The organism is Streptomyces sp. PH9007, from assembly GCF_059813725.1.
Map to the genome: position 1 here is coordinate 396279 of NZ_CM187440.1, position 18701 is coordinate 414979.

Consider the following 18701-nt stretch of genomic DNA (forward strand, 5'->3'; position numbering starts at 1 on the left):
GCGGACCATCTCCGGTGAACCGACACGGAGGTCATCCATGACGAAGGACGAGCGTTCGGCACAGGAGCACTGGGACGACCGGTACCGGGAGAACGAACGGATCTGGAGCGGCGAGCCCAACGTCGCTCTGGTCCGCGAGGTCTCCGGCCTGGCCCCGGGCAGCGCCTTGGATCTGGGCTGCGGCGAGGGCGGCGACGCGGTGTGGCTGGCGGACCGCGGCTGGCGGGTGACCGCCACCGACATCTCGGGCGTCGCCCTGGAGCGCGCGGCGGCGCACGCGGCCGGGCGCGGGGTGGCCGACCGGATCGACTGGCAGCGGCACGACCTCGGGGAGTCCTTCCCCGAGGGCACCTTCGACCTGGTCTCCGCGCATTTTCTGCACTCCACCGTCGATCTCCCCCGGGAGCGGATCCTGCGCCGGGCGGCGACGGCGGTGGCCCCCGGCGGCACGCTGCTCATCGTGGGCCACGCCGGCTGGCCCCGGGGCCACGAACCGGAGGACCACCCGGACGTGCACTTCCCCACCCCGGCGGAGGTCATCGCCTCGCTCGAACTCGCCGAGGGCGCCTGGGAGGTCCGCACCGCGGAGGAGTACGAGCGCACCCGCGTCCTCCCGGACGGCGAGGAACTCCACCACAAGGACAACACCCTGCGGCTGGAGCGACTGTCGCGGTGATCCCGACGCGGCAACCGGCGGCCGCGTCCGGCGGTGTGACCAGGCGCTGCTGAGCCGCCATCACAAGGCGGGCCGGGCCGGGCTCCGCGTCCGGTCCGCTCAGCGCATGCACACCCGCGGCGTGACAGGGAACGTCCCGACGCACGGGTCCCCACGATCACGGGGTGGGCCGGCCGCACCCAGGAGCCGTCCCGCCACTCCGCACGGTTCGGAACCGTTTCGGGAGCGTGCCGCGCGTCGTCCGTGATCGCCCGGGGGTCACCCCCGGTGCGATCGCCGTGTCGCCGGGCACGCCGGGCACGTGACGTGCGGTCAGCAGCACGGCGCCCGCCCGGGACGCACGCCTCCGGCGCGGGAACCCCCGGCGGGGAGGCCACCCGCCGGGCCGGCTCAGCCGATGTCCGGCGGGTCGATCCGGATCCGGACCGGCGGACCCACCCGGCGGGTCGCCCGGGCGGCCTGCGCCGCCTTCAACGCCGCGGCCAGCGCGCCACCGCTGCCCGGCGGCACCCGTACCAGGGCCCGCACCCACACCTCCCCCGGCGGCGGATCGCCCGGCCTGCGGGGCTGGCCCGGCGAGCGTACGGGCAGCGGCACCGGGCCCAGGATCTCCGCGTCCGGCGGCAGTCCGGCCGTCTCCAGCAGCCCGTCCACCGCCTCCGGCAACCCGCTCACCGCCGCCATCCGGGACACCGGCGGCTGGCCGAGCGCCGCCCGGTCGGCCAGTTCCCGTTCCGCGTGCCCCGCCGGGTCCCAGCGCACCAGCGCCTGCACCGGCCGCAGCGTGGCCTCGGCCATCACCACCACCGTGCCGCCCTCGCCCCGCGCCCGCACCAGCGCCGCCGCCGACAGCCAGCGCCGCAGGGCCTCCTCGCCGGCCCGCAGATCGGGGCGGCCGAGCAGCGCCCAGCCGTCCAGCAGCAGCGCCGCCGCGTACCCGGGCCCCTCGGCCACCGGCTCGGCGCCCGGTGTGGCGACCACCAGCGCGGGCCGGTCGGGCACCGTGTCCAGGATGTGATCGCGCCCGGAGGTGCGCACCGGTACCGCGGGGAACGCCCGGCCCAGCTCCTCCGCCGTGCGCCGCGCGCCCACCACCACGGCGCGCAGCCGTCCGCCCCCGCACTCGGGGCAGTGCCAGGCCGGCTCCTCGCGCCCGCACCAGCCGCAGCGCAGCTCGCCGCCGTCCGGCACGGTCAGTGGCCCGTGGCAGTGCCGGCAGCGGGCCGGTTCCCGGCAGCGCTCGCAGGCCAGCCGGGGAACGTACCCGCGGCGCGGCACCTGTACGAGCACCGGGCCGCGGCCCAGTGCCTCGCGCAGGGTCTGCCAGGCGAGCGTCGGAAGCCGCGCGGTGCGGGCCGCCGCGTCCCGTGCCTCGTCCGCCTCGCCGATCGTGCGCACCTGCGGGGCGGCCTCGCGCACCGTCTCCCGGTCCGCCGCCAGCGGCGCGGCGAAGCCCGTCGCCACCAGCTGGGCCGCCTCCACGGTGTGGGCGTGGCCGCCCAGCAGCAGTCCGGCCCGCTCGTGGGCGGCACGCAGCAGCAGGACGTCGCGGGCGTGCGGCTGGGGCGCGTGGTCATCAGCGTGCGCGTGGTCGCCGTCGTCCCAGATCGCGGCGAGGCCCAGATCACGGACCGGCGCGAACATCGCCGCCCGGGTGCCGATGACCCCGCGCACCGCGCCGCGGCTGACCGCGAGCCACTTGCGGTACCGCTCCTCGGGCCCGGCGTCCGCGGTGAGCAGGACATGGTGTCCGGGCCCCAGCAGCGCGGTGAGTTCGGCGTCCACCCGGGCGGCGGCCCGCCCGTCCGGGAGCACGGCCAGCGCGCCGCGCCCGGCGGCCAGCGTGGTGGCCAGGGCGCGCGCCAGTTCGCCGGGCCAGGTGGGCCCGGGCAGTGCCGTCCACACCGCGCGCGGCGCCTCGCCCCGCGCCAGCGCCGTCAGGAAGCCGGCGCCGCGCGGATAGCGGGCCCAGCCCCCCGGCTCGGGCGCGGCGGGCGGGGGCGGTGCGGGGGGTGAGGGCTGCTTCTCGGGGCGGGCCCGGCGCGGGGGTACCGCGAGCTGTACGACATCGGCGAGCGCCCCGGCGTACCGGTCGGCGACCGCCCGGCACAGCGCCAGCAGGGCCGGGGTGAGCACGGGTTCGGTGGAAAGCACCTGGGCGATCGGCGCCAGGGTGCCGGGAAAGTCGCTCTCGGCGCGCCGCTCGACGATGAAGCCGTTGATCAGACCGCCGCCCTCGCGGCGTCCGCCCCGCTCCCCCGCGCCGAACCGCACCCGGACGCGGACCCCCGGCTGGGCGTCCGCGTCCATGGCGGCGGGTACGGCGTAGTCGAAGTAGCGGTCGAGGTGCACCAGACCCTTGTCGACCAGCACCCGGGCGACCGGCAGCCCCTCGGCGAGCGCGGCGCCGCGCCAGGTGCGGGGGCGGGCCGGAGGTTCCTTCCGGCCCGCCCGCACGCTCGCGCGGATCAGCGCCAGCTGCTCCGCGCCCGCCGCCCGGTGTTCTTGCTCGCCGCTCACCCGAGCAGTACAGCAGATGGCTCGGACATCGCCGGGGCGGGAACCTCAGAGACCGACGGTGGCGCGCAGCGCGTCGACGCGGTCGGTGCGCTCCCAGGTGAAGTCGGGGAGCTCACGGCCGAAGTGCCCGTACGCGGCGGTCTGCGCGTAGATGGGACGCAGCAGGTGGAGGTCGCGGATGATGGCGGCCGGCCGCAGGTCGAAGACCTCGGAGATGGCCTTCTCGATCCGCTCGGGCTCGATCGTGGCGGTGCCGAAGGTCTCCACGAACAGACCCACCGGCTCGGCCTTGCCGATCGCGTACGCGACCTGCACCTCGCAGCGCGAGGCGAGGCCCGCGGCCACCACGTTCTTGGCCACCCAGCGCATCGCGTAGGCCGCCGACCGGTCGACCTTGGACGGGTCCTTGCCGGAGAAGGCGCCGCCGCCGTGCCGGGCCATGCCGCCGTAGGTGTCGATGATGATCTTGCGCCCGGTCAGCCCGGCGTCACCCATCGGGCCGCCGATCTCGAAGCGTCCGGTCGGGTTCACCAGCAGCCGGTAGCCCTCGCTGTCCAGCTTGATGCCGTCGGCGACCAGCGCCTTCAGCTCGGGCTCGACCACGAACTCCTGGATGTCGGGGGCGAGCAGCGACTCCAGGTCGATGTCCGAGGCGTGCTGGCTGGAGACCACCACGGTGTCCAGGCGCACGGCCTTGTCACCGTCGTACTCGATGGTCACCTGGGTCTTGCCGTCCGGGCGCAGGTACGGGATGGTCCCGTTGCGCCGCACCTCGGACAGCCGGGAGGACAGCCGGTGCGCCAGCCGGATCGGCAGCGGCATCAGCTCGGGCGTCTCGTCGCACGCGTAGCCGAACATCAGGCCCTGGTCGCCCGCGCCCTGCCGGTCCAGTTCGTCCAGTTCGCCCTCGACCCGCGACTCGTAGGCGGTGTCCACCCCTTGGGCGATGTCCGGGGACTGCGACCCGATCGACACCGACACCCCGCAGGACGCGCCGTCGAACCCCTTCTTGGAGGAGTCGTAACCGATTTCGAGGATCTTGTTGCGCACCAGGGACGCGATGTCCGCGTAGGCCTTGGTGGTGACCTCACCGGCCACATGCACCAGGCCCGTGGTGATCATCGTCTCGACGGCCACCCGGGAGGTCGGGTCCTCCCGGAGCAGGGCGTCGAGGATGGCATCGCTGATCTGATCGGCGATCTTGTCGGGGTGACCCTCGGTCACAGATTCCGAGGTGAACAGGCGGCGGGACACATCGCTCCCTGGGGTTGCAGCGGCTGCTGACTGAACTGGTCCGACGCGCTCCGGGGCCTCCCGGCGGGCGTCGGTGTGAGTCTATCGGCTCAAGGGTCGCCGGACAGCGGATCCAACCACGGCTGCCGCGGCCCTGTCTTACAGTAACGGTCCTGCCCCCGGCTGGGGAGAGGTGGATCGCAGTGCGAGACGGCGCAAGGGGGTCGTACGGAATCAGGCCGTGCTCAGACGCCCGGCCACAACGTCCCAGATACGGTCCGCCAGAGCCTCTTTGGGGCCGTGCGGCACCGGGGTCTCCGGGCCGCCGGACTCCAGGATCACGGCCTCGTTCTCCTCGGTGCCGAAGGCGCGCCCGCCACCCACCTGGTTGACGACCAGCAGGTCGCAGCCCTTGCGGGCGAGCTTGGCCCGCCCGTTGGCCAGGACGTCGTCGGTCTCGGCGGCGAACCCCACCACGATCTGGGCGGGCGCGGGACGGTGGGCGGACAGCTCCGCCAGGATGTCGGGGTTGCGCACCAGGGCGACGGGCTCCGGCTCCACCCCGTCCCGCTTCTTGATCTTGCTGTCCACCTCGCGCGCCGGCCGGAAGTCGGCGACCGCCGCCGCCATCACCACCGCGTCGGCGTCCGCGGCGGCCTTCAGGACCGCCTCGCGCAGCTCGCGCGCCGTGCCCACCGGGATGACCTCGGCCCCGGCCGGGTCCGGCAGGGCCGCGTTCGCCGCCACCAGCGTCACCCGGGCGCCCCGGGCCACGGCGGTACGGGCCAGCGCGTAGCCCTGCTTGCCCGAGGAGCGGTTCCCCAGGTAGCGCACCGGGTCCAGCGGTTCGCGGGTGCCGCCGGCCGAGATCACCACATGCCGTCCGGCCAGATCGGGGACGGCCCCGGCGGTGCCGCGCGCCAGCACCCGGCGGCAGACCTCGAAGATCTCCGCGGGGTCCGGCAGCCGGCCCTTGCCGGTGTCGGCGCCGGTCAGCCGCCCGCTGGCGGGCTCGATGACCACGGCGCCGCGGCGGCGCAGGGTGGCGACGTTCTCCTGGGTGGCGGGGTGCTCCCACATCTCGGTGTGCATCGCGGGCGCGAAGATCACCGGGGCCCGTACGGTCAGCAGCGTGTTGGTGAGCAGATCGTCCGCCCGCCCGTGCGCGGCCTTGGCCAGCAGATCGGCGGTGGCCGGGGCGATCACCAGCAGGTCGGCCTGCTGCCCGATCCGTACGTGGGGCACCTCGTGGACGCTCTCGAAGACCTCGGTGTCCACCGGGTGGCCCGACAGGGCCGCCCAGGTGGCCGCGCCGACGAAGCGCAGCGCGTTGGAGGTGGGCAGCACCCGGACGTCGTGACCGGATTCGGTCAGCCGGCGCAGCAGTTCGCACGCCTTGTAGGCGGCGATCCCGCCGCTGACTCCCAGAACGATCTTCGGCTTGTCCATCGCTGCCCTTCTCCCGGCGCGAGCACGGGCCCGGCAGCGTGCTGCCGGGCCCGTGGGCGGATCGATGCTGTGGTGCGAGTACGGCGACTCAGCGGCTCTGGCGCGGGCTCGGGTCCGCCGGGCCGTCGATGGCCTCGGAGGTCAGCAGGCCGGCGTTGATCTCGCGGAGCGCGATCGACAGCGGCTTCTCGTGCACATGGGTGTCCACGAGCGGGCCGACGTACTCCAGCAGGCCCTCGCCGAGCTGGGAGTAGTACGCGTTGATCTGACGCGCGCGCTTGGCGGCGTAGATCACCAGGCTGTACTTCGAGTCGGTGGCCTCGAGCAGCTCATCGATCGGCGGGTTGATGATGCCCTCGGGCGTGGTGATGGAAGAGGACACGCTCTACCTTCCGCAGGGGGTCGGGGGCGGGGGAAACAAAGACTGCCCCCTGGTTAACACAGCAAGGCTAGCAGCTCACCCGCGACGTCCTCGACCGACGTATTGACCAGGGTGACGTCGAACTCCGACTCGGCCGCCAGTTCCTTCCTGGCCTCGGTCAGCCGGCGCTCGATGACATCGGGCGGCTCGGTGCCCCGGCCGGTCAGCCGGCGCACCAGTTCCTCCCAGCTGGGCGGCGCGAGAAAGACCAGCCGAGCCTCGGGCATCGAGGAGCGCACCAGCCGGGCGCCTTGGAGGTCGATCTCCAGCAGGACGGGCTCCCCCGCCTCCAGCCGGTCCAGCACGGCGCGGCGCGGAGTGCCGTACCGGTTGCCGGCGAACTCGGCCCACTCCAGGAGTTCTCCGTTGGCGACGAGTTTGTCGAACTCCTCGTCCTCCACGAAGAAGTAGTGCACACCGTGGCGCTCCCCGGGGCGGGGACGACGGGTGGTGGCCGAGACGGACAGCCACACCTCCGGATGAGCTTTGCGCATATGGGCGACGACCGTGCTCTTGCCGACCCCTGAGGGGCCGGAGAGCACGGTCAGCCGCGGACGATCGTTCATGTGCCGATTATCCCGTCTCCATGCGGAGCGGGAAAATCTCAGGCTGCCTTGTCGCCGAACTCACGCTCCAGCGAGGCGATCTGGTTGGAGCCGAGACCACGGACCCGGCGGCTCTCGGAGATGCCAAGACGCTCCATGATCTGCCGGGCGCGGACCTTGCCGACGCCGGGCAGCGACTCCAGCAGCGCGCTGACCTTCATCTTTCCGATGACATCATTCTTCTGTCCCTGCTGGATGACCTCGTGCAGGGAGGCGCCGGAGTGCTTGAGCCGATTCTTGACCTCGGCGCGCTCCCGGCGAGCCGCGGCGGCCTTCTTAAGCGCGGCTGCGCGCTGTTCAGGGGTTAGGGGCGGAAGAGCCACGCCTACGTCACCTCGGGTGTCGAATCTGTTGGATACGGACAGCACGCGGCCATCTGGCCGCGCACCGGCGGGCAGTCGGCTGGGTGCCTGGCTGCTCCGCTCTCGTCGGAGACTAGCGGCCGATCCGGCTCGAGTCAGCGAGAATCGTCAAAAAGTCCAGGTCAGCGTTCAATCAGTACGAACTTTTCGGACATTTCTCTACGGCAGAGGGCTCAACGGTGGTCAGGGACCACCGCAGACAGCGCCCGGACCTCCTCCTCGGCAGCCGTGCGCAGCCCTTCGACCGAGGGCCCGCGACGCAGCACGGACCGGCTGACACTGGGCACCACATGACCACTCTGGGCGCCGAACAGCCTGGGCAGATCGGCCGCGGTGGCGCCCTGCGCGCCGATCCCGGGGGCCAGCAGCGGGCCGTTGACCGCCAGGTCCACCCCCGCCGTGCCCAGGGTGGCGCCGATCACCGCGCCGACCGAGCCCAGCGGGGTGGCGTCCGCGTTCTCCCGCGCGATGGCGTCCAGCATCAGCTGGGCCAGCGGACGGCCGTCTGCGGCGGTGGCCCGCTGCACCTGGGCGCCCTCCGGGTTGGAGGTGAGCCCCAGGACGAAGATCCCGGCGCCGTTGGCCCGCGCCAGGTCCAGCGCCGGCCGCAGCGACTCGAAGCCGAGGTACGGGGAGACGGTGATCGCGTCCGAGAACAGCGGGGCGCCGGGCTCCAGATAGGCGGAGGCGTAGGCGGCCATGGTGGAGCCGATGTCCCCGCGCTTGACGTCGGTGAGCACCAGTGCCCCGGCGTCACGGCTGTCGGCGATGGCCCGTTCCAGGACGGCCACGCCCCGTGAGCCGAAGCGCTCGAAGAACGCGGACTGCGGCTTGAGGACGGCGACGCGGTCGGCGAGCGCCTCCACCACGGTGCGGGTGAAGCGTTCGAGGCCCGCGATGTCGTCGCCGAGCCCCCAGTCGGCGAGCAGTCGGGCGTGCGGGTCGATCCCCACGCACAACGGCCCGCGCTCGTCCATGGCCCGGCGCAGCCGGGCGCCGAACGGCTCCGGTGCGCTCATGCCCGGCCCTCCTCGGCCTCGGTGCCCACGGGGCTCCTGTCGCCCCGGGTGCTCGCGGTGGCCCCGGTCACCTCGGTGACCTCGCTGCCGACCGCCTCGGCCAGCGTGGCGTACGGGCTGGCCGCCAGCTGCCTGGCCAGTCCGCGGTGGATGCGCCGGGGCCAGGCCGGGCCCTCGTAGATGAAGCCGCTGTAGCCCTGGATCAGGGTGGCGCCGGCCCGGATCCGGGCCCAGGCGTCCTCGGCGGTGGTGATGCCGCCGACCCCGATCAGGGTGAGCCGGCCGCCGGTGCGCGCGTACAGCCGGCGCAGGACCTCCAGCGAGCGCTCGGTGAGCGGGGCGCCGGACAGTCCGCCCGCGCCGATGGCGGCCACCTCCTCGGCGGGGGTGGCCAGCGCGTCCCGGCCGATGGTGGTGTTGGTGGCGATGATGCCGTCCAGGCCCAGTTCCAGGGCGAGATCGGCGACGGCGTCGATGTCCTCGTCGGCGAGATCGGGGGCGATCTTCACCAGCAGCGGTACCCGGCGCGCGGTGACCGTGCGGTCGGCCGCCTCGCGCACCGCGCTCAGCAGCGGGCGCAGCTGGTCCACGGCCTGCAGGGCGCGCAGCCCGGGGGTGTTGGGCGAGGAGACGTTGACCACCAGGTAGTCGGCGTGCCCGGCCAGCCGTTCGGTGGAGGTGACGTAGTCGGCGACGGCCTCCGCCTCGGGGACGGCCTTGGTCTTGCCGATGTTGACGCCGACGACGGTGCCGCCGGGCCGCCGCTTGCGCCCGGCGAGGCGGGCGGCGACGGCGGCCGAGCCGTCGTTGTTGAAGCCCATCCGGTTGATCAGGGCGCGGTCGGCCACCAGCCGGAAGAGCCGGCGGCGCGGATTGCCGGGCTGCGGCTGTCCGGTGACGGTGCCGATCTCGACGTGGTCGAATCCGAGCATGGCCAGGCCGTCGATGCCCACGGCGTTCTTGTCGAAGCCGGCGGCGAGCCCGAAGGGCCCCGGCATGGTGTGGCCCAGCGCCCGCACCCGCAACTGCGGGAAGCGGGGCGCGAACCCGGCCCGTACCGCGTCGCGCAGTACGGGGACGGAGGCGGCCGCCCGGATCGCCCCGAACGCGAGGTGGTGGGCGCGTTCGGGGTCGATCCGGGTGAGGACTGTACGGAACAGCAGGGAGTAGGCGCGTCCCATGTCAGGCGCCCGCCCCCTCGCCGGCGGCTTCCCGGGCACTGATCAGGTGCCGGGCGTGGTCCTGGAGCGAGCGGACGCCGACGTCGCCGTGGCGCAGGGCGTCGATGCCCTGGACGGCGGCGGCCAGCGCCTGCACGGTGGTGAGGCAGGGCACGGCGCGCGCCACGGCCGCCGTACGGATGTCGTAGCCGTCGAGGCGGCCGCCGGTGCCGTAGGGGGTGTTGACGATCAGGTCGACGTGCCCGTCGTGGATGAGCTGGACGATGGTCTGCTCGCCGTTCGGGCCCTCGCCCTCGCTCTGCTTGCGCACCACGGTGGCCTCGATGCCGTTGCGGCGCAGCACCTCCGCGGTGCCGGAGGTGGCGAGCAGTTCGAAGCCGTGCTCGACCAGGGCGCGGGCCGGGAAGATCATGGCCCGCTTGTCGCGGTTGGCGATGGAGATGAACGCCCGGCCCTTGGTGGGCAGTGCTCCGTAGGCGCCGGCCTGGGACTTGGCGTAGGCGGTGCCGAACACCGAGTCGATGCCCATGACCTCGCCGGTGGAGCGCATCTCCGGCCCGAGCACGGTGTCCACGCCGCGGCCGTGCACGTCGCGGAAGCGCGACCAGGGCATCACGGCTTCCTTGACCGAGATGGGCGCGTCCATGGGCAGGGTGCCGCCGTCGCCGTGGGCGGGCAGCAGGCCCTCGGCGCGCAGTTCGGCGACGGTGGCGCCGAGCGAGATGCGGGCGGCGGCCTTGGCCAGCGGGACGGCGGTGGCCTTGGAGGTGAAGGGAACGGTGCGGGAGGCGCGGGGGTTGGCCTCCAGCACGTAGAGGATGTCGCCGGAGAGCGCGAACTGGATGTTGATCAGTCCGCGGACCCCGACCCCGGCGGCGATAGCCTCGGTGGAGGCGCGCAGCCGCTTGATGTCGTGGCCGCCCAGGGTGATGGGCGGCAGGGCGCAGGCGGAGTCGCCGGAGTGGATGCCGGCTTCCTCGATGTGCTCCATGACGCCGCCCAGGTAGAGCTCCTGGCCGTCGTAGAGGGCGTCGACGTCGATCTCGATGGCGTCGTCGAGGAAGCGGTCGATGAGCACCGGGTGTTCGGAGATCAGCCCGGCGTGCCGCTGGAGGTAGTCGGCGAGCGAGGGCTCGTCGTAGACGATCTGCATGCCGCGTCCGCCGAGCACGTAGCTGGGGCGGACCATCACCGGGTAGCCGATGCCGGCCGCGATCCGGCTCGCCTCGTCGAAGGAGTGGGCGGTGCCGTACTTGGGCGCGGGCAGTCCGGCGGCCTCCAGGACGCGGCCGAAGTGGCCGCGTTCCTCGGCGAGGTTGATGGCCTCGGGTGAGGTGCCGACGATCGGGACGCCGTTGTCCTTCAGGGCCTGGGCCAGGCCGAGCGGGGTCTGGCCGCCGAGCTGGACGATGACGCCGGCCAGCGGTCCCGCCTGCTGTTCGGCGTGCACGATCTCCAGGACGTCCTCCAGGGTGAGCGGCTCGAAGTAGAGCCGGTCGGAGGTGTCGTAGTCGGTGGAGACGGTCTCGGGGTTGCAGTTGACCATGACGGTCTCGTAGCCGGCCTCGCTGAGCGCGAAGGAGGCGTGCACACAGGAGTAGTCGAACTCGATGCCCTGGCCGATGCGGTTGGGCCCGGAGCCCAGGATGATCACGGCGGGCTTGGTGCGCGGGCCGACCTCGCTCTCCTCGTCGTAGGAGGAGTAGAGGTACGGGGTGCGGGCGGCGAACTCGGCGGCGCAGGTGTCCACGGTCTTGTAGACGGGGCGTACGCCCAGGGCGTGCCGTACCTCGCGCACCACGTCCTCGCGCAGGCCGCGGATGCCGGCGATCTGGGCGTCGGAGAAGCCGTGCCGCTTGGCGTGGGCCAGCAGGTCGGCGTCCAGGAGTTCGGCGGCGGCGATCTCCGCGGCGATCTCCGCGACCAGGAACAGCTGGTCGACGAACCAGGGGTCGATCTTGGTGGCCTCGAAGACCTCTTCGGGGGTGGCGCCGGCCCGGATGGCGGCCATCACGGTGTTCAGCCGGCCATCGGTGGGCACCTGGGCACGGACCAGCAGCTCCACCTTGTCGCCGGGCTCACCGCTGAAGTCGAACTGGGAGTCCTTCTTCTCCAGGGAGCGCAGCGCCTTGTTGAGCGCCTCGGTGAAGTTGCGGCCGATGGCCATGGCCTCGCCCACCGACTTCATGGTGGTGGTGAGGGAGGAGTCGGCGGCCGGGAACTTCTCGAAGGCGAACCGCGGGACCTTGACCACCACGTAGTCGAGGGTGGGTTCGAAGGAGGCCGGGGTCTGCTCGGTGATGTCGTTGGGGATCTCGTCCAGCGTGTAGCCGATGGCGAGCCGGGCGGCGATCTTGGCGATCGGGAAGCCGGTGGCCTTGGAGGCGAGCGCGGAGGAGCGCGAGACCCGCGGGTTCATCTCGATGACGACGACGCGGCCGTCCTCGGGGTTGACGGCGAACTGGATGTTGCAGCCGCCGGTGTCGACGCCGACCTCGCGGATGACGGCGATTCCGATGTCCCGCAGGATCTGGTACTCGCGGTCGGTGAGGGTCATGGCGGGGGCGACGGTGATGGAGTCGCCGGTGTGCACGCCCATCGGGTCGAGGTTCTCGATGGAGCACACCACGACCACGTTGTCGGCGCGGTCGCGCATCAGCTCCAGCTCGTACTCCTTCCACCCCAGGATGGACTCCTCCAGGAGCACCTCGGTGGTGGGCGACAGGGCCAGGCCCTGGCCGGCGATCCGGCGCAGTTCCTCCTCGTCGTGCGCGAAGCCGGAGCCGGCGCCGCCCATGGTGAAGGAGGGGCGGACCACGACGGGGTAGCCGCCGAGGGCGGGGACGCCGGCGAGCACCTCGGCCATCGAGTGGCAGATGACGGAACGGGCGGATTCGCCGTGGCCGGTCTTCTGGCGCACCGCCTCGACCACGCCCTTGAACAGGTCGCGGTCCTCACCCTTGTTGATGGCCTCGACGTTGGCGCCGATCAGCTCCACGCCGTACCGGTCCAGGGTGCCGGCGTCGTGCAGGGCGATGGCGGTGTTGAGGGCGGTCTGGCCGCCGAGGGTGGGGAGCAGCGCGTCGGGCCGCTCCTTGTCGATGATCTTCTCGACGTACTCCGGGGTGATCGGCTCGACGTAGGTGGCGTCGGCGATCTCCGGGTCGGTCATGATCGTGGCCGGGTTGGAGTTGACGAGGATGACGCGCAGTCCCTCGGACTTCAGCACGCGGCATGCCTGGGTGCCCGAGTAGTCGAACTCGGCGGCCTGTCCGATGACGATCGGACCGGATCCGATGACCAGGACGGACTGGATATCGGTGCGCTTAGGCACGCTGGTCCTCCATCAGGGAGACGAAGCGGTCGAACAGGTAGGCGGCGTCGTGCGGGCCGGCTGCCGCTTCGGGGTGGTACTGGACGCTGAAGGCCGGCCGGTCGAGCAGTCGCAGCCCCTCGACGACGTTGTCGTTGAGGCAGACGTGGGAGACCTCGGCGCGGCCGAAGGGGGTGTCGGAGACGGTGTCGAGCGGGGCGTCGACGGCGAACCCGTGGTTGTGGGCGGTGACCTCGACCTTGCCGGTGGCGCGGTCCTTGACCGGCTGGTTGATGCCCCGGTGGCCGTACTTGAGCTTGTAGGTGCCGAAGCCCAGGGCGCGGCCCAGGATCTGGTTGCCGAAGCAGATGCCGAACAGCGGGGTGCCGCGTTCCAGGACGCCGCGCATGAGGGCCACGGCGTGGTCGGCGGTGGCCGGGTCGCCGGGGCCGTTGGAGAAGAAGACGCCGTCCGGTGCGGTGGCGTAGATCTCCTCGACGGTGGCGGTGGCGGGCAGTACGTGCACCTCGATGCCGCGCTCGGCCATCCGGTGGGGGGTCATGCCCTTGATGCCGAGGTCCACGGCGGCCACGGTGAAGCGGCGTTCGCCCTGGGCCGGCACGGTGTACGGCTCGGTGGTGGCGACCTCGGCGGCCAGGTCGGCGCCGCTCATCTGGGGGGCGGCCCGGACCCGGGTGAGGAGTTCGTCCTCGGCGGCGAGCGCGTCGCCGGAGAAGATGCCGACCCGCATGGCGCCGCGTTCCCGCAGGTGGCGGGTGAGGGCGCGGGTGTCGATGCCGCTGATGCCGACCACGCCCTGGGCGGCGAGTTCGTCGTCCAGGGTGCGGGCGGAGCGCCAGTTGGAGGGGACCCGGGCGGGGTCGCGGACCACATAGCCGGCGACCCAGATCCGGCCGGACTCGGGGTCCTCGTCGTTGACGCCGGTGTTGCCGATGTGCGGGGCGGTCATGACGACCACCTGGCGGTGGTACGAGGGGTCGGTGAGGGTCTCCTGGTAGCCGGTCATGCCGGTGGAGAAGACGGCCTCGCCGAGGGTCTGGCCGACCGCGCCGTAGCTGCGGCCGCGGAAGGTGCGGCCGTCCTCCAGGACGAGTACGGCGGGGTGGGTGCGGGTGGTGGCGGTGGTCATGCGGCACCTTCTTCGGGGGTGTGCGGGGCGGCGGCCGTGGTGGCGGCGGGGCCCAGGGCCTGGATCCAGGCGGCGTGCTCCTCGGCGCGGTCGGACCGGAAGCCGGAGTCCAGCAGGCGGTCGCCGTGCTCCCAGGTGATCACCAGCAGTCCGCCCTCGGTGAGGACCTTGCCGGCGATGCCCTTGTCGAGCCGGGCCTCGCGGACGCGCCCGGCCGGGATCAGGAAGTCGGGGGCTCCGGGGCGTACCACGGCGATGCCCTCGTCGGTGAGGGTCAGCTCGGCGCGGCTCCGGGCGCCCAGGCCGTGCGCGACGATGCGGTCCAGCCACTGTCCGGCGGTGGTCGAGCCGTGGTAGCGGCCGGCCATCCGCAACCGGGGCTCGCCGGGGGCGGTGGGCAGCGCGGGCAGCTCGGGCAGGTCGCCCTGGAGGCTGCCGCGCCACTTCCAGCCCTCGCGCATCAGCCAGTAGACGAGGGCGACGAGCAGCAGCAGGCCGACGACCCAGCCGATGCGCGCGGCCCAGTCGGTGACCTCGGCCGACTTGCGTTCGACGCCGTCGTCGGCGAGTGCGATCAGGTGCGCCGTGAAGATGTGACTCATGTGAGATTCCCGTCCGTGACCGTTGCCCGGCCCCGCAGGAAGGTGTGCGTCACCCGGCCCGGCAGCTCACGCCCCCGGTAGGGGGTGTTCCGGCTGCGGGAGACGAATCCCGCGGGGTCCACCACCGAACGGTATGCCGGGTCGAGCAGGGTCAGGTTGGCGGGCTCCCCCACGGCGAGCGGGCGGCCGTGTCCGGCGAGCCGGCCGATGGCGGCGGGCGCGTACGACATCCGGTCGGCGACCTTGGCCCAGTCCATGAGTCCGGTGTCGACCATGGTCTGCTGGACCACGGAGAGCGCCGTCTCCAGGCCGATCATCCCCATGGCGGCGGCACCCCACTCGCAGTCCTTGTCCTCGTGGGGGTGCGGGGCGTGATCGGTGGCCACAATGTCGATGGTGCCGTCCGCGAGTGCCTCGCGCAGCGCCAGCACGTCGGTCTCGGTGCGCAGCGGCGGGTTGACCTTGTAGACGGGGTCGTAGGAGCGCACCAGCTCGTCGGTGAGCAGCAGGTGGTGCGGGGTGACCTCGGCGGTGACCCGCCAGCCCTTGGACTTGGCCCAGCGCACCAGCTCCACGGAGCCGGCGGTGGACAGGTGGCAGATGTGCAGCCGGGAGCCGACGTGCGCGGCGAGCAGGATGTCGCGGGCGATGATCGATTCCTCGGCGACGGCCGGCCAGCCGGTCAGGCCCAGCTCGGCGGAGACGACGCCCTCGTTCATCTGGGCGCCCTCGGTGAGCCGGGGCTCCTGGGCGTGCTGGGCGATCACGCCGTCGAACGCCTTCACGTACTCCAGGGCGCGGCGCATGATCACGGCGTCGTCCACGCACTTGCCGTCGTCGGAGAAGACGGTGACGCCGGCCGCGCTGTCGTGCATGGCGCCCAGCTCGGCGAGCTGCTTGCCGCCCAGGCCGACGGTGACGGCCCCGATGGGCTGGACGTCGCAGTAGCCGGATTCGCGGCCCAGGCGCCACACCTGCTCCACGACGCCGGCGGTGTCGGCGACGGGGAAGGTGTTGGCCATGGCGTGCACGGCGGTGTAGCCGCCGGCGGCGGCGGCCCGGGTGCCGGTGAGGACGGTCTCGGAGTCCTCACGGCCGGGCTCGCGCAGGTGGGTGTGGAGATCGACGAGGCCGGGCAGCGCGATGCTGCCGTCCGCGTCGATCACGGTGGCGCCCGTGGCCGGGACGCCGGTGCCGATCTCGGCGATGACGCCGTTCTCGATCAGCAGGTCCTGCGGCCGTCCGCCGAGGATCCTGGCGCCCTTGATCAGGGTGCGCCGGTGGGTTGCGGTCTCACTCATGGGTTTCCTTGGTGGCGGCGGGCTCGGCACCGCCGAGCAGCAGGTACAGGACGGCCATGCGGATGCTGACGCCGTTGGTGACCTGCTCGACGGCGGTGCAGCGGGGGGAGTCGGCGACCTCGGCGGTGATCTCCATGCCCCGGTTCATCGGTCCGGGGTGCATGACGATGGCGTGGCCCGGCATCCGGGACATGCGCTCGCCGTCCAGGCCGTAGCGGCGGGCGTACTCGCGCTCGGTCGGGAAGTAGGCGGCGTTCATCCGTTCACGCTGGACGCGCAGCATCATGACGGCGTCGGACTTGGGCAGGACCGCGTCCAGGTCGTAGGAGACGGCGCAGGGCCAGTGTTCGACGCCGATGGGCACCAGGGTGGGCGGGGCGACGACGGTCACCTCGGCGCCGAGGGTGTGCAGCAGCTGGACGTTGGAGCGGGCCACCCGGGAGTGCAGGATGTCGCCGACGACGGTGACCCGGCGCCCGGCGAGGTCGGTGCCCAGGCCCTGCCCGTCGGCGGCCAGCCGGCGCCGGATGGTGAAGGCGTCCAGCAGCGCCTGGGTGGGGTGTTCGTGGGTGCCGTCGCCCGCGTTGACCACCGAGCCGCCGATCCAGCCCGAGGTGGCGAGCCGGTGCGGGGCGCCGGAGTCGTGGTGCCGGATGACGACGGCGTCGGCGCCCATCGCCTGGAGGGTGAGGGCGGTGTCCTTGAGGGATTCGCCCTTGGAGACCGAGGAGCCCTTGGCCGAGAAGTTGATCACATCGGCGGAGAGCCGCTTGGCGGCCGCCTCGAAGGAGATCCGGGTCCGGGTGGAGTCCTCGAAGAAGAGGTTGACGACCGTGCGGCCGCGCAGGGTGGGCAGTTTCTTGATCGGCCGGTCGGCGATCCTGGCCATTTCCTCGGCGGTGTCGAGGACGAGAACGGCGTCGTCACGGCTGAGGTCGGTGGCCGAGATGAGATGGCGCTTCATCATTGCCTTCCCAGAGGTGAAGGGGAGCTGAGGGCGTGCGGGCAGGCGCGGGCACGGCCGGGCCGGGGTGGGGGGCCGGGCCGTACGGGGCGCGCTACCGCTCGGCGGCGGAGGCGTCCTCGCGTACGCCCAGGAGCACGCCGTCGCGGCCGTCCTCCTCGGTGAGCTGGACCTTGACCGTCTCCCGCAGGGAGGTGGGGATGTTCTTGCCGACGTAGTCGGCGCGGATCGGCAGCTCGCGGTGCCCCCGGTCGACCAGGACCGCCAGCTGGACGGCGCGCGGGCGGCCGATGTCGCCCAGGGCGTCGAGGGCGGCCCGGATGGTGCGGCCGGAGAAGAGCACGTCGTCGACCAGGACGACCAGCGCGCCGTCGATGCCGGCGCCGGGGATCTCGGTGCGGGCCAGGGCGCGGGCCGGGCGCAGCCGCAGGTCGTCGCGGTACATGGTGATGTCCAGGGAGCCCACGGGCACCGGGTGTCCGGTGATCTCGGCGAGCCGGGCGGTCAGCCGGTGGGCCAGATAGACCCCCCGGGTGGGGATGCCCAGCAGCACCACGTCGTCGGCGCCCTTGGCGCGTTCGACGATCTCGTGGGCGATGCGGGTCAGTGCCCGCGCGATGTCCGGCGCTTCCAGGACGGAGCGGGCCGGCGGTGGTTCTTGGGTGTCCATACGAAACGGACCTCCTTCCCCGCCTCACGGGACGGGCCTTAAAGGACGTCTGGTGTTCGAATGAACCATAGCAGGGCACTCGATACGCTCCGCATCGCCCCAGGTCAGAGAGGAGGAGGCCGGTCCGGCTTGACGGGAGATATCACGCTGCGTAACCTCACACTGAGTAACAAAACCGCCGTCCGGGGAGACACATGTCCAGCGAATACGCCAAACAGCTCGGAGCCAAGCTCCGCGCCATCCGTACCCAGCAGGGTCTGTCGCTCCATGGGGTCGAGGAGAAGTCCCAGGGCCGCTGGAAGGCGGTCGTGGTCGGCTCGTACGAGCGCGGTGACCGCGCGGTGACCGTGCAGCGCCTCGCGGAGCTGGCGGACTTCTACGGTGTTCCGGTCCAAGAGCTGCTGCCCGGCACCACGCCCGGCGGGGCCGCCGAGCCGCCGCCGAAGCTGGTCCTCGACCTGGAGCGGCTGGCCACGCTGCCCAGCGAGAAGGCCGGTCCGCTGCAGCGCTACACCGCCACCATCCAGAGCCAGCGCGGTGACTACAACGGCAAGGTGCTCTCGATCCGCCAGGACGACCTGCGCACCCTCGCGGTGATCTACGACCAGTCCCCCTCGGTGCTGACCGAACAGCTGATCAGCTGGGGTGTGCTGGGCGCCGACGCCCGCCGTGCGGTGCAGGCCGAGGAGAGCTGACCCGGGGCGTACGCAACGCGCGTCGCATCCGCAGCGCGCCGCCCGGAGCGGCGTACGGCACAGGGGCGGGCGGCCGGCCACACATGGCCCGCCGCCCGCCCCTGCCGTGGCGCCTCAGCGCCGCAAAGAGGGCTTCAGCTCCTTGAGCCGCCCCAGCAGGCCGTTCACGAAGGCCGGCGAATCATCGGTGGAGAACTCCCGGGCCAGCTGCACGGCCTCGTCGAGCACCACCGGATCGGGCACATCGTCCCGCCAGATCAGCTCGAAGGCGCTCAGCCGCAGAATGTTGCGGTCCACGGCCGGCATCCGGTCCAGCGGCCAGCCGATCGTGTACTGCGCCAGCAGTTCGTCGATCCGCTCCGCCCGCTCCGAAAACCCCTCCACCAGCTCCCTGGTGTACGGATTGACCTGTGGATTCGCCTGATCACTCAGGGCCTTGCGGGTCCACTCGGCCAGGACATCGGTGGGGTCGGCAGCGCGCTGATCCGCCTCGAAGAGGATCTGGAGCGCCCGCTGCCGTGCCTTGCTGCGCGCGGACAC

17 protein-coding genes are annotated in these 18701 nt (G+C 72.6%); 2 read left to right on the top strand and 15 right to left on the bottom strand.

Annotated elements, in window-relative coordinates:
• The first annotated feature begins 37 nt into the window (after nucleotides 1-37).
• A complete protein-coding gene (locus tag ACTFAP_RS01615) occupies nucleotides 38-676 on the top strand; it encodes a class I SAM-dependent methyltransferase (RefSeq protein ID WP_390125054.1) in 639 nt (212 codons plus the stop codon).
• Between the two features lie 390 nt (nucleotides 677-1066).
• On the opposite strand, the gene ACTFAP_RS01620 is transcribed toward ACTFAP_RS01615, so the two are convergent.
• The 14 genes from ACTFAP_RS01620 to pyrR form a co-directional block, all read right to left on the bottom strand.
• Nucleotides 1067-3196 carry a primosomal protein N' gene (locus ACTFAP_RS01620; RefSeq protein WP_500468025.1) on the bottom strand — a complete coding sequence of 710 codons (2130 nt, stop codon included), beginning with the start codon at nucleotides 3194-3196 and terminating at the stop codon, nucleotides 1067-1069.
• 45 nt (nucleotides 3197-3241) lie between these two features.
• On the bottom strand, nucleotides 3242-4450 hold the full coding sequence (gene metK / locus ACTFAP_RS01625; protein WP_390125059.1) for a methionine adenosyltransferase: 1209 nt from the start codon (nucleotides 4448-4450) through the stop codon (nucleotides 3242-3244).
• A 213-nt stretch (nucleotides 4451-4663) separates the two neighbouring features.
• Nucleotides 4664-5878, bottom strand: a complete 1215-nt coding sequence (gene coaBC / locus ACTFAP_RS01630; protein WP_495683207.1) for a bifunctional phosphopantothenoylcysteine decarboxylase/phosphopantothenate--cysteine ligase CoaBC — start codon at nucleotides 5876-5878, stop codon at nucleotides 4664-4666.
• A gap of 88 nt (nucleotides 5879-5966) precedes the next feature.
• The gene (gene rpoZ / locus ACTFAP_RS01635; RefSeq protein ID WP_030727041.1) at nucleotides 5967-6260 is read right to left on the bottom strand and encodes a DNA-directed RNA polymerase subunit omega; all 294 of its coding nucleotides are present in this window, start codon (nucleotides 6258-6260) and stop codon (nucleotides 5967-5969) included.
• Between the two features lie 53 nt (nucleotides 6261-6313).
• On the bottom strand, nucleotides 6314-6865 hold the full coding sequence (gmk, locus tag ACTFAP_RS01640) for a guanylate kinase (protein ID WP_030727044.1): 552 nt from the start codon (nucleotides 6863-6865) through the stop codon (nucleotides 6314-6316).
• A gap of 38 nt (nucleotides 6866-6903) precedes the next feature.
• A complete protein-coding gene (locus ACTFAP_RS01645; RefSeq protein ID WP_030727047.1) occupies nucleotides 6904-7227 on the bottom strand; it encodes an integration host factor in 324 nt (107 codons plus the stop codon).
• A 212-nt stretch (nucleotides 7228-7439) separates the two neighbouring features.
• Nucleotides 7440-8285, bottom strand: coding sequence for an orotidine-5'-phosphate decarboxylase (gene pyrF, locus ACTFAP_RS01650; RefSeq protein ID WP_495683208.1), 846 nt, complete (start codon nucleotides 8283-8285; stop codon nucleotides 7440-7442).
• Nucleotides 8282-9466 (bottom strand): quinone-dependent dihydroorotate dehydrogenase, encoded by a 1185-nt coding sequence (locus tag ACTFAP_RS01655; protein WP_495683209.1) that lies wholly within the window; start codon nucleotides 9464-9466, stop codon nucleotides 8282-8284. The genes pyrF and ACTFAP_RS01655 overlap by 4 nt, the downstream gene beginning before the upstream one ends.
• 1 nt (nucleotide 9467) lies before the next feature.
• On the bottom strand, nucleotides 9468-12800 hold the full coding sequence (carB, locus tag ACTFAP_RS01660; RefSeq protein WP_500468026.1) for a carbamoyl-phosphate synthase large subunit: 3333 nt from the start codon (nucleotides 12798-12800) through the stop codon (nucleotides 9468-9470).
• Nucleotides 12793-13929 (bottom strand): glutamine-hydrolyzing carbamoyl-phosphate synthase small subunit, encoded by a 1137-nt coding sequence (gene carA / locus ACTFAP_RS01665; RefSeq protein ID WP_495683211.1) that lies wholly within the window; start codon nucleotides 13927-13929, stop codon nucleotides 12793-12795. The genes carB and carA overlap by 8 nt, the downstream gene beginning before the upstream one ends.
• Nucleotides 13926-14531: a PH-like domain-containing protein gene (locus ACTFAP_RS01670; RefSeq protein ID WP_495683212.1), complete on the bottom strand. Its 606-nt coding sequence runs from the start codon at nucleotides 14529-14531 to the stop codon at nucleotides 13926-13928. Before ACTFAP_RS01670 ends, carA begins: the two co-directional genes overlap by 4 nt.
• Complete coding sequence (locus tag ACTFAP_RS01675; RefSeq protein WP_495683213.1) at nucleotides 14528-15832, bottom strand: dihydroorotase; 1305 nt, start codon at nucleotides 15830-15832, stop codon at nucleotides 14528-14530. The genes ACTFAP_RS01670 and ACTFAP_RS01675 overlap by 4 nt, the downstream gene beginning before the upstream one ends.
• Nucleotides 15825-16796 carry an aspartate carbamoyltransferase catalytic subunit gene (locus ACTFAP_RS01680; protein WP_390125076.1) on the bottom strand — a complete coding sequence of 324 codons (972 nt, stop codon included), beginning with the start codon at nucleotides 16794-16796 and terminating at the stop codon, nucleotides 15825-15827. Before ACTFAP_RS01680 ends, ACTFAP_RS01675 begins: the two co-directional genes overlap by 8 nt.
• A 94-nt stretch (nucleotides 16797-16890) precedes the next feature.
• On the bottom strand, nucleotides 16891-17466 hold the full coding sequence (pyrR, locus tag ACTFAP_RS01685) for a bifunctional pyr operon transcriptional regulator/uracil phosphoribosyltransferase PyrR (protein ID WP_030727069.1): 576 nt from the start codon (nucleotides 17464-17466) through the stop codon (nucleotides 16891-16893).
• A 194-nt stretch (nucleotides 17467-17660) separates the two neighbouring features.
• Here pyrR and bldD point away from each other — a divergent pair, with 194 nt between their 5' ends.
• A complete protein-coding gene (gene bldD / locus ACTFAP_RS01690) occupies nucleotides 17661-18161 on the top strand; it encodes a transcriptional regulator BldD (protein WP_019434753.1) in 501 nt (166 codons plus the stop codon).
• A 114-nt stretch (nucleotides 18162-18275) separates the two neighbouring features.
• On the opposite strand, the gene nusB is transcribed toward bldD, so the two are convergent.
• Nucleotides 18276-18701 (bottom strand): transcription antitermination factor NusB, encoded by a 426-nt coding sequence (nusB, locus tag ACTFAP_RS01695; RefSeq protein ID WP_030727072.1) that lies wholly within the window; start codon nucleotides 18699-18701, stop codon nucleotides 18276-18278.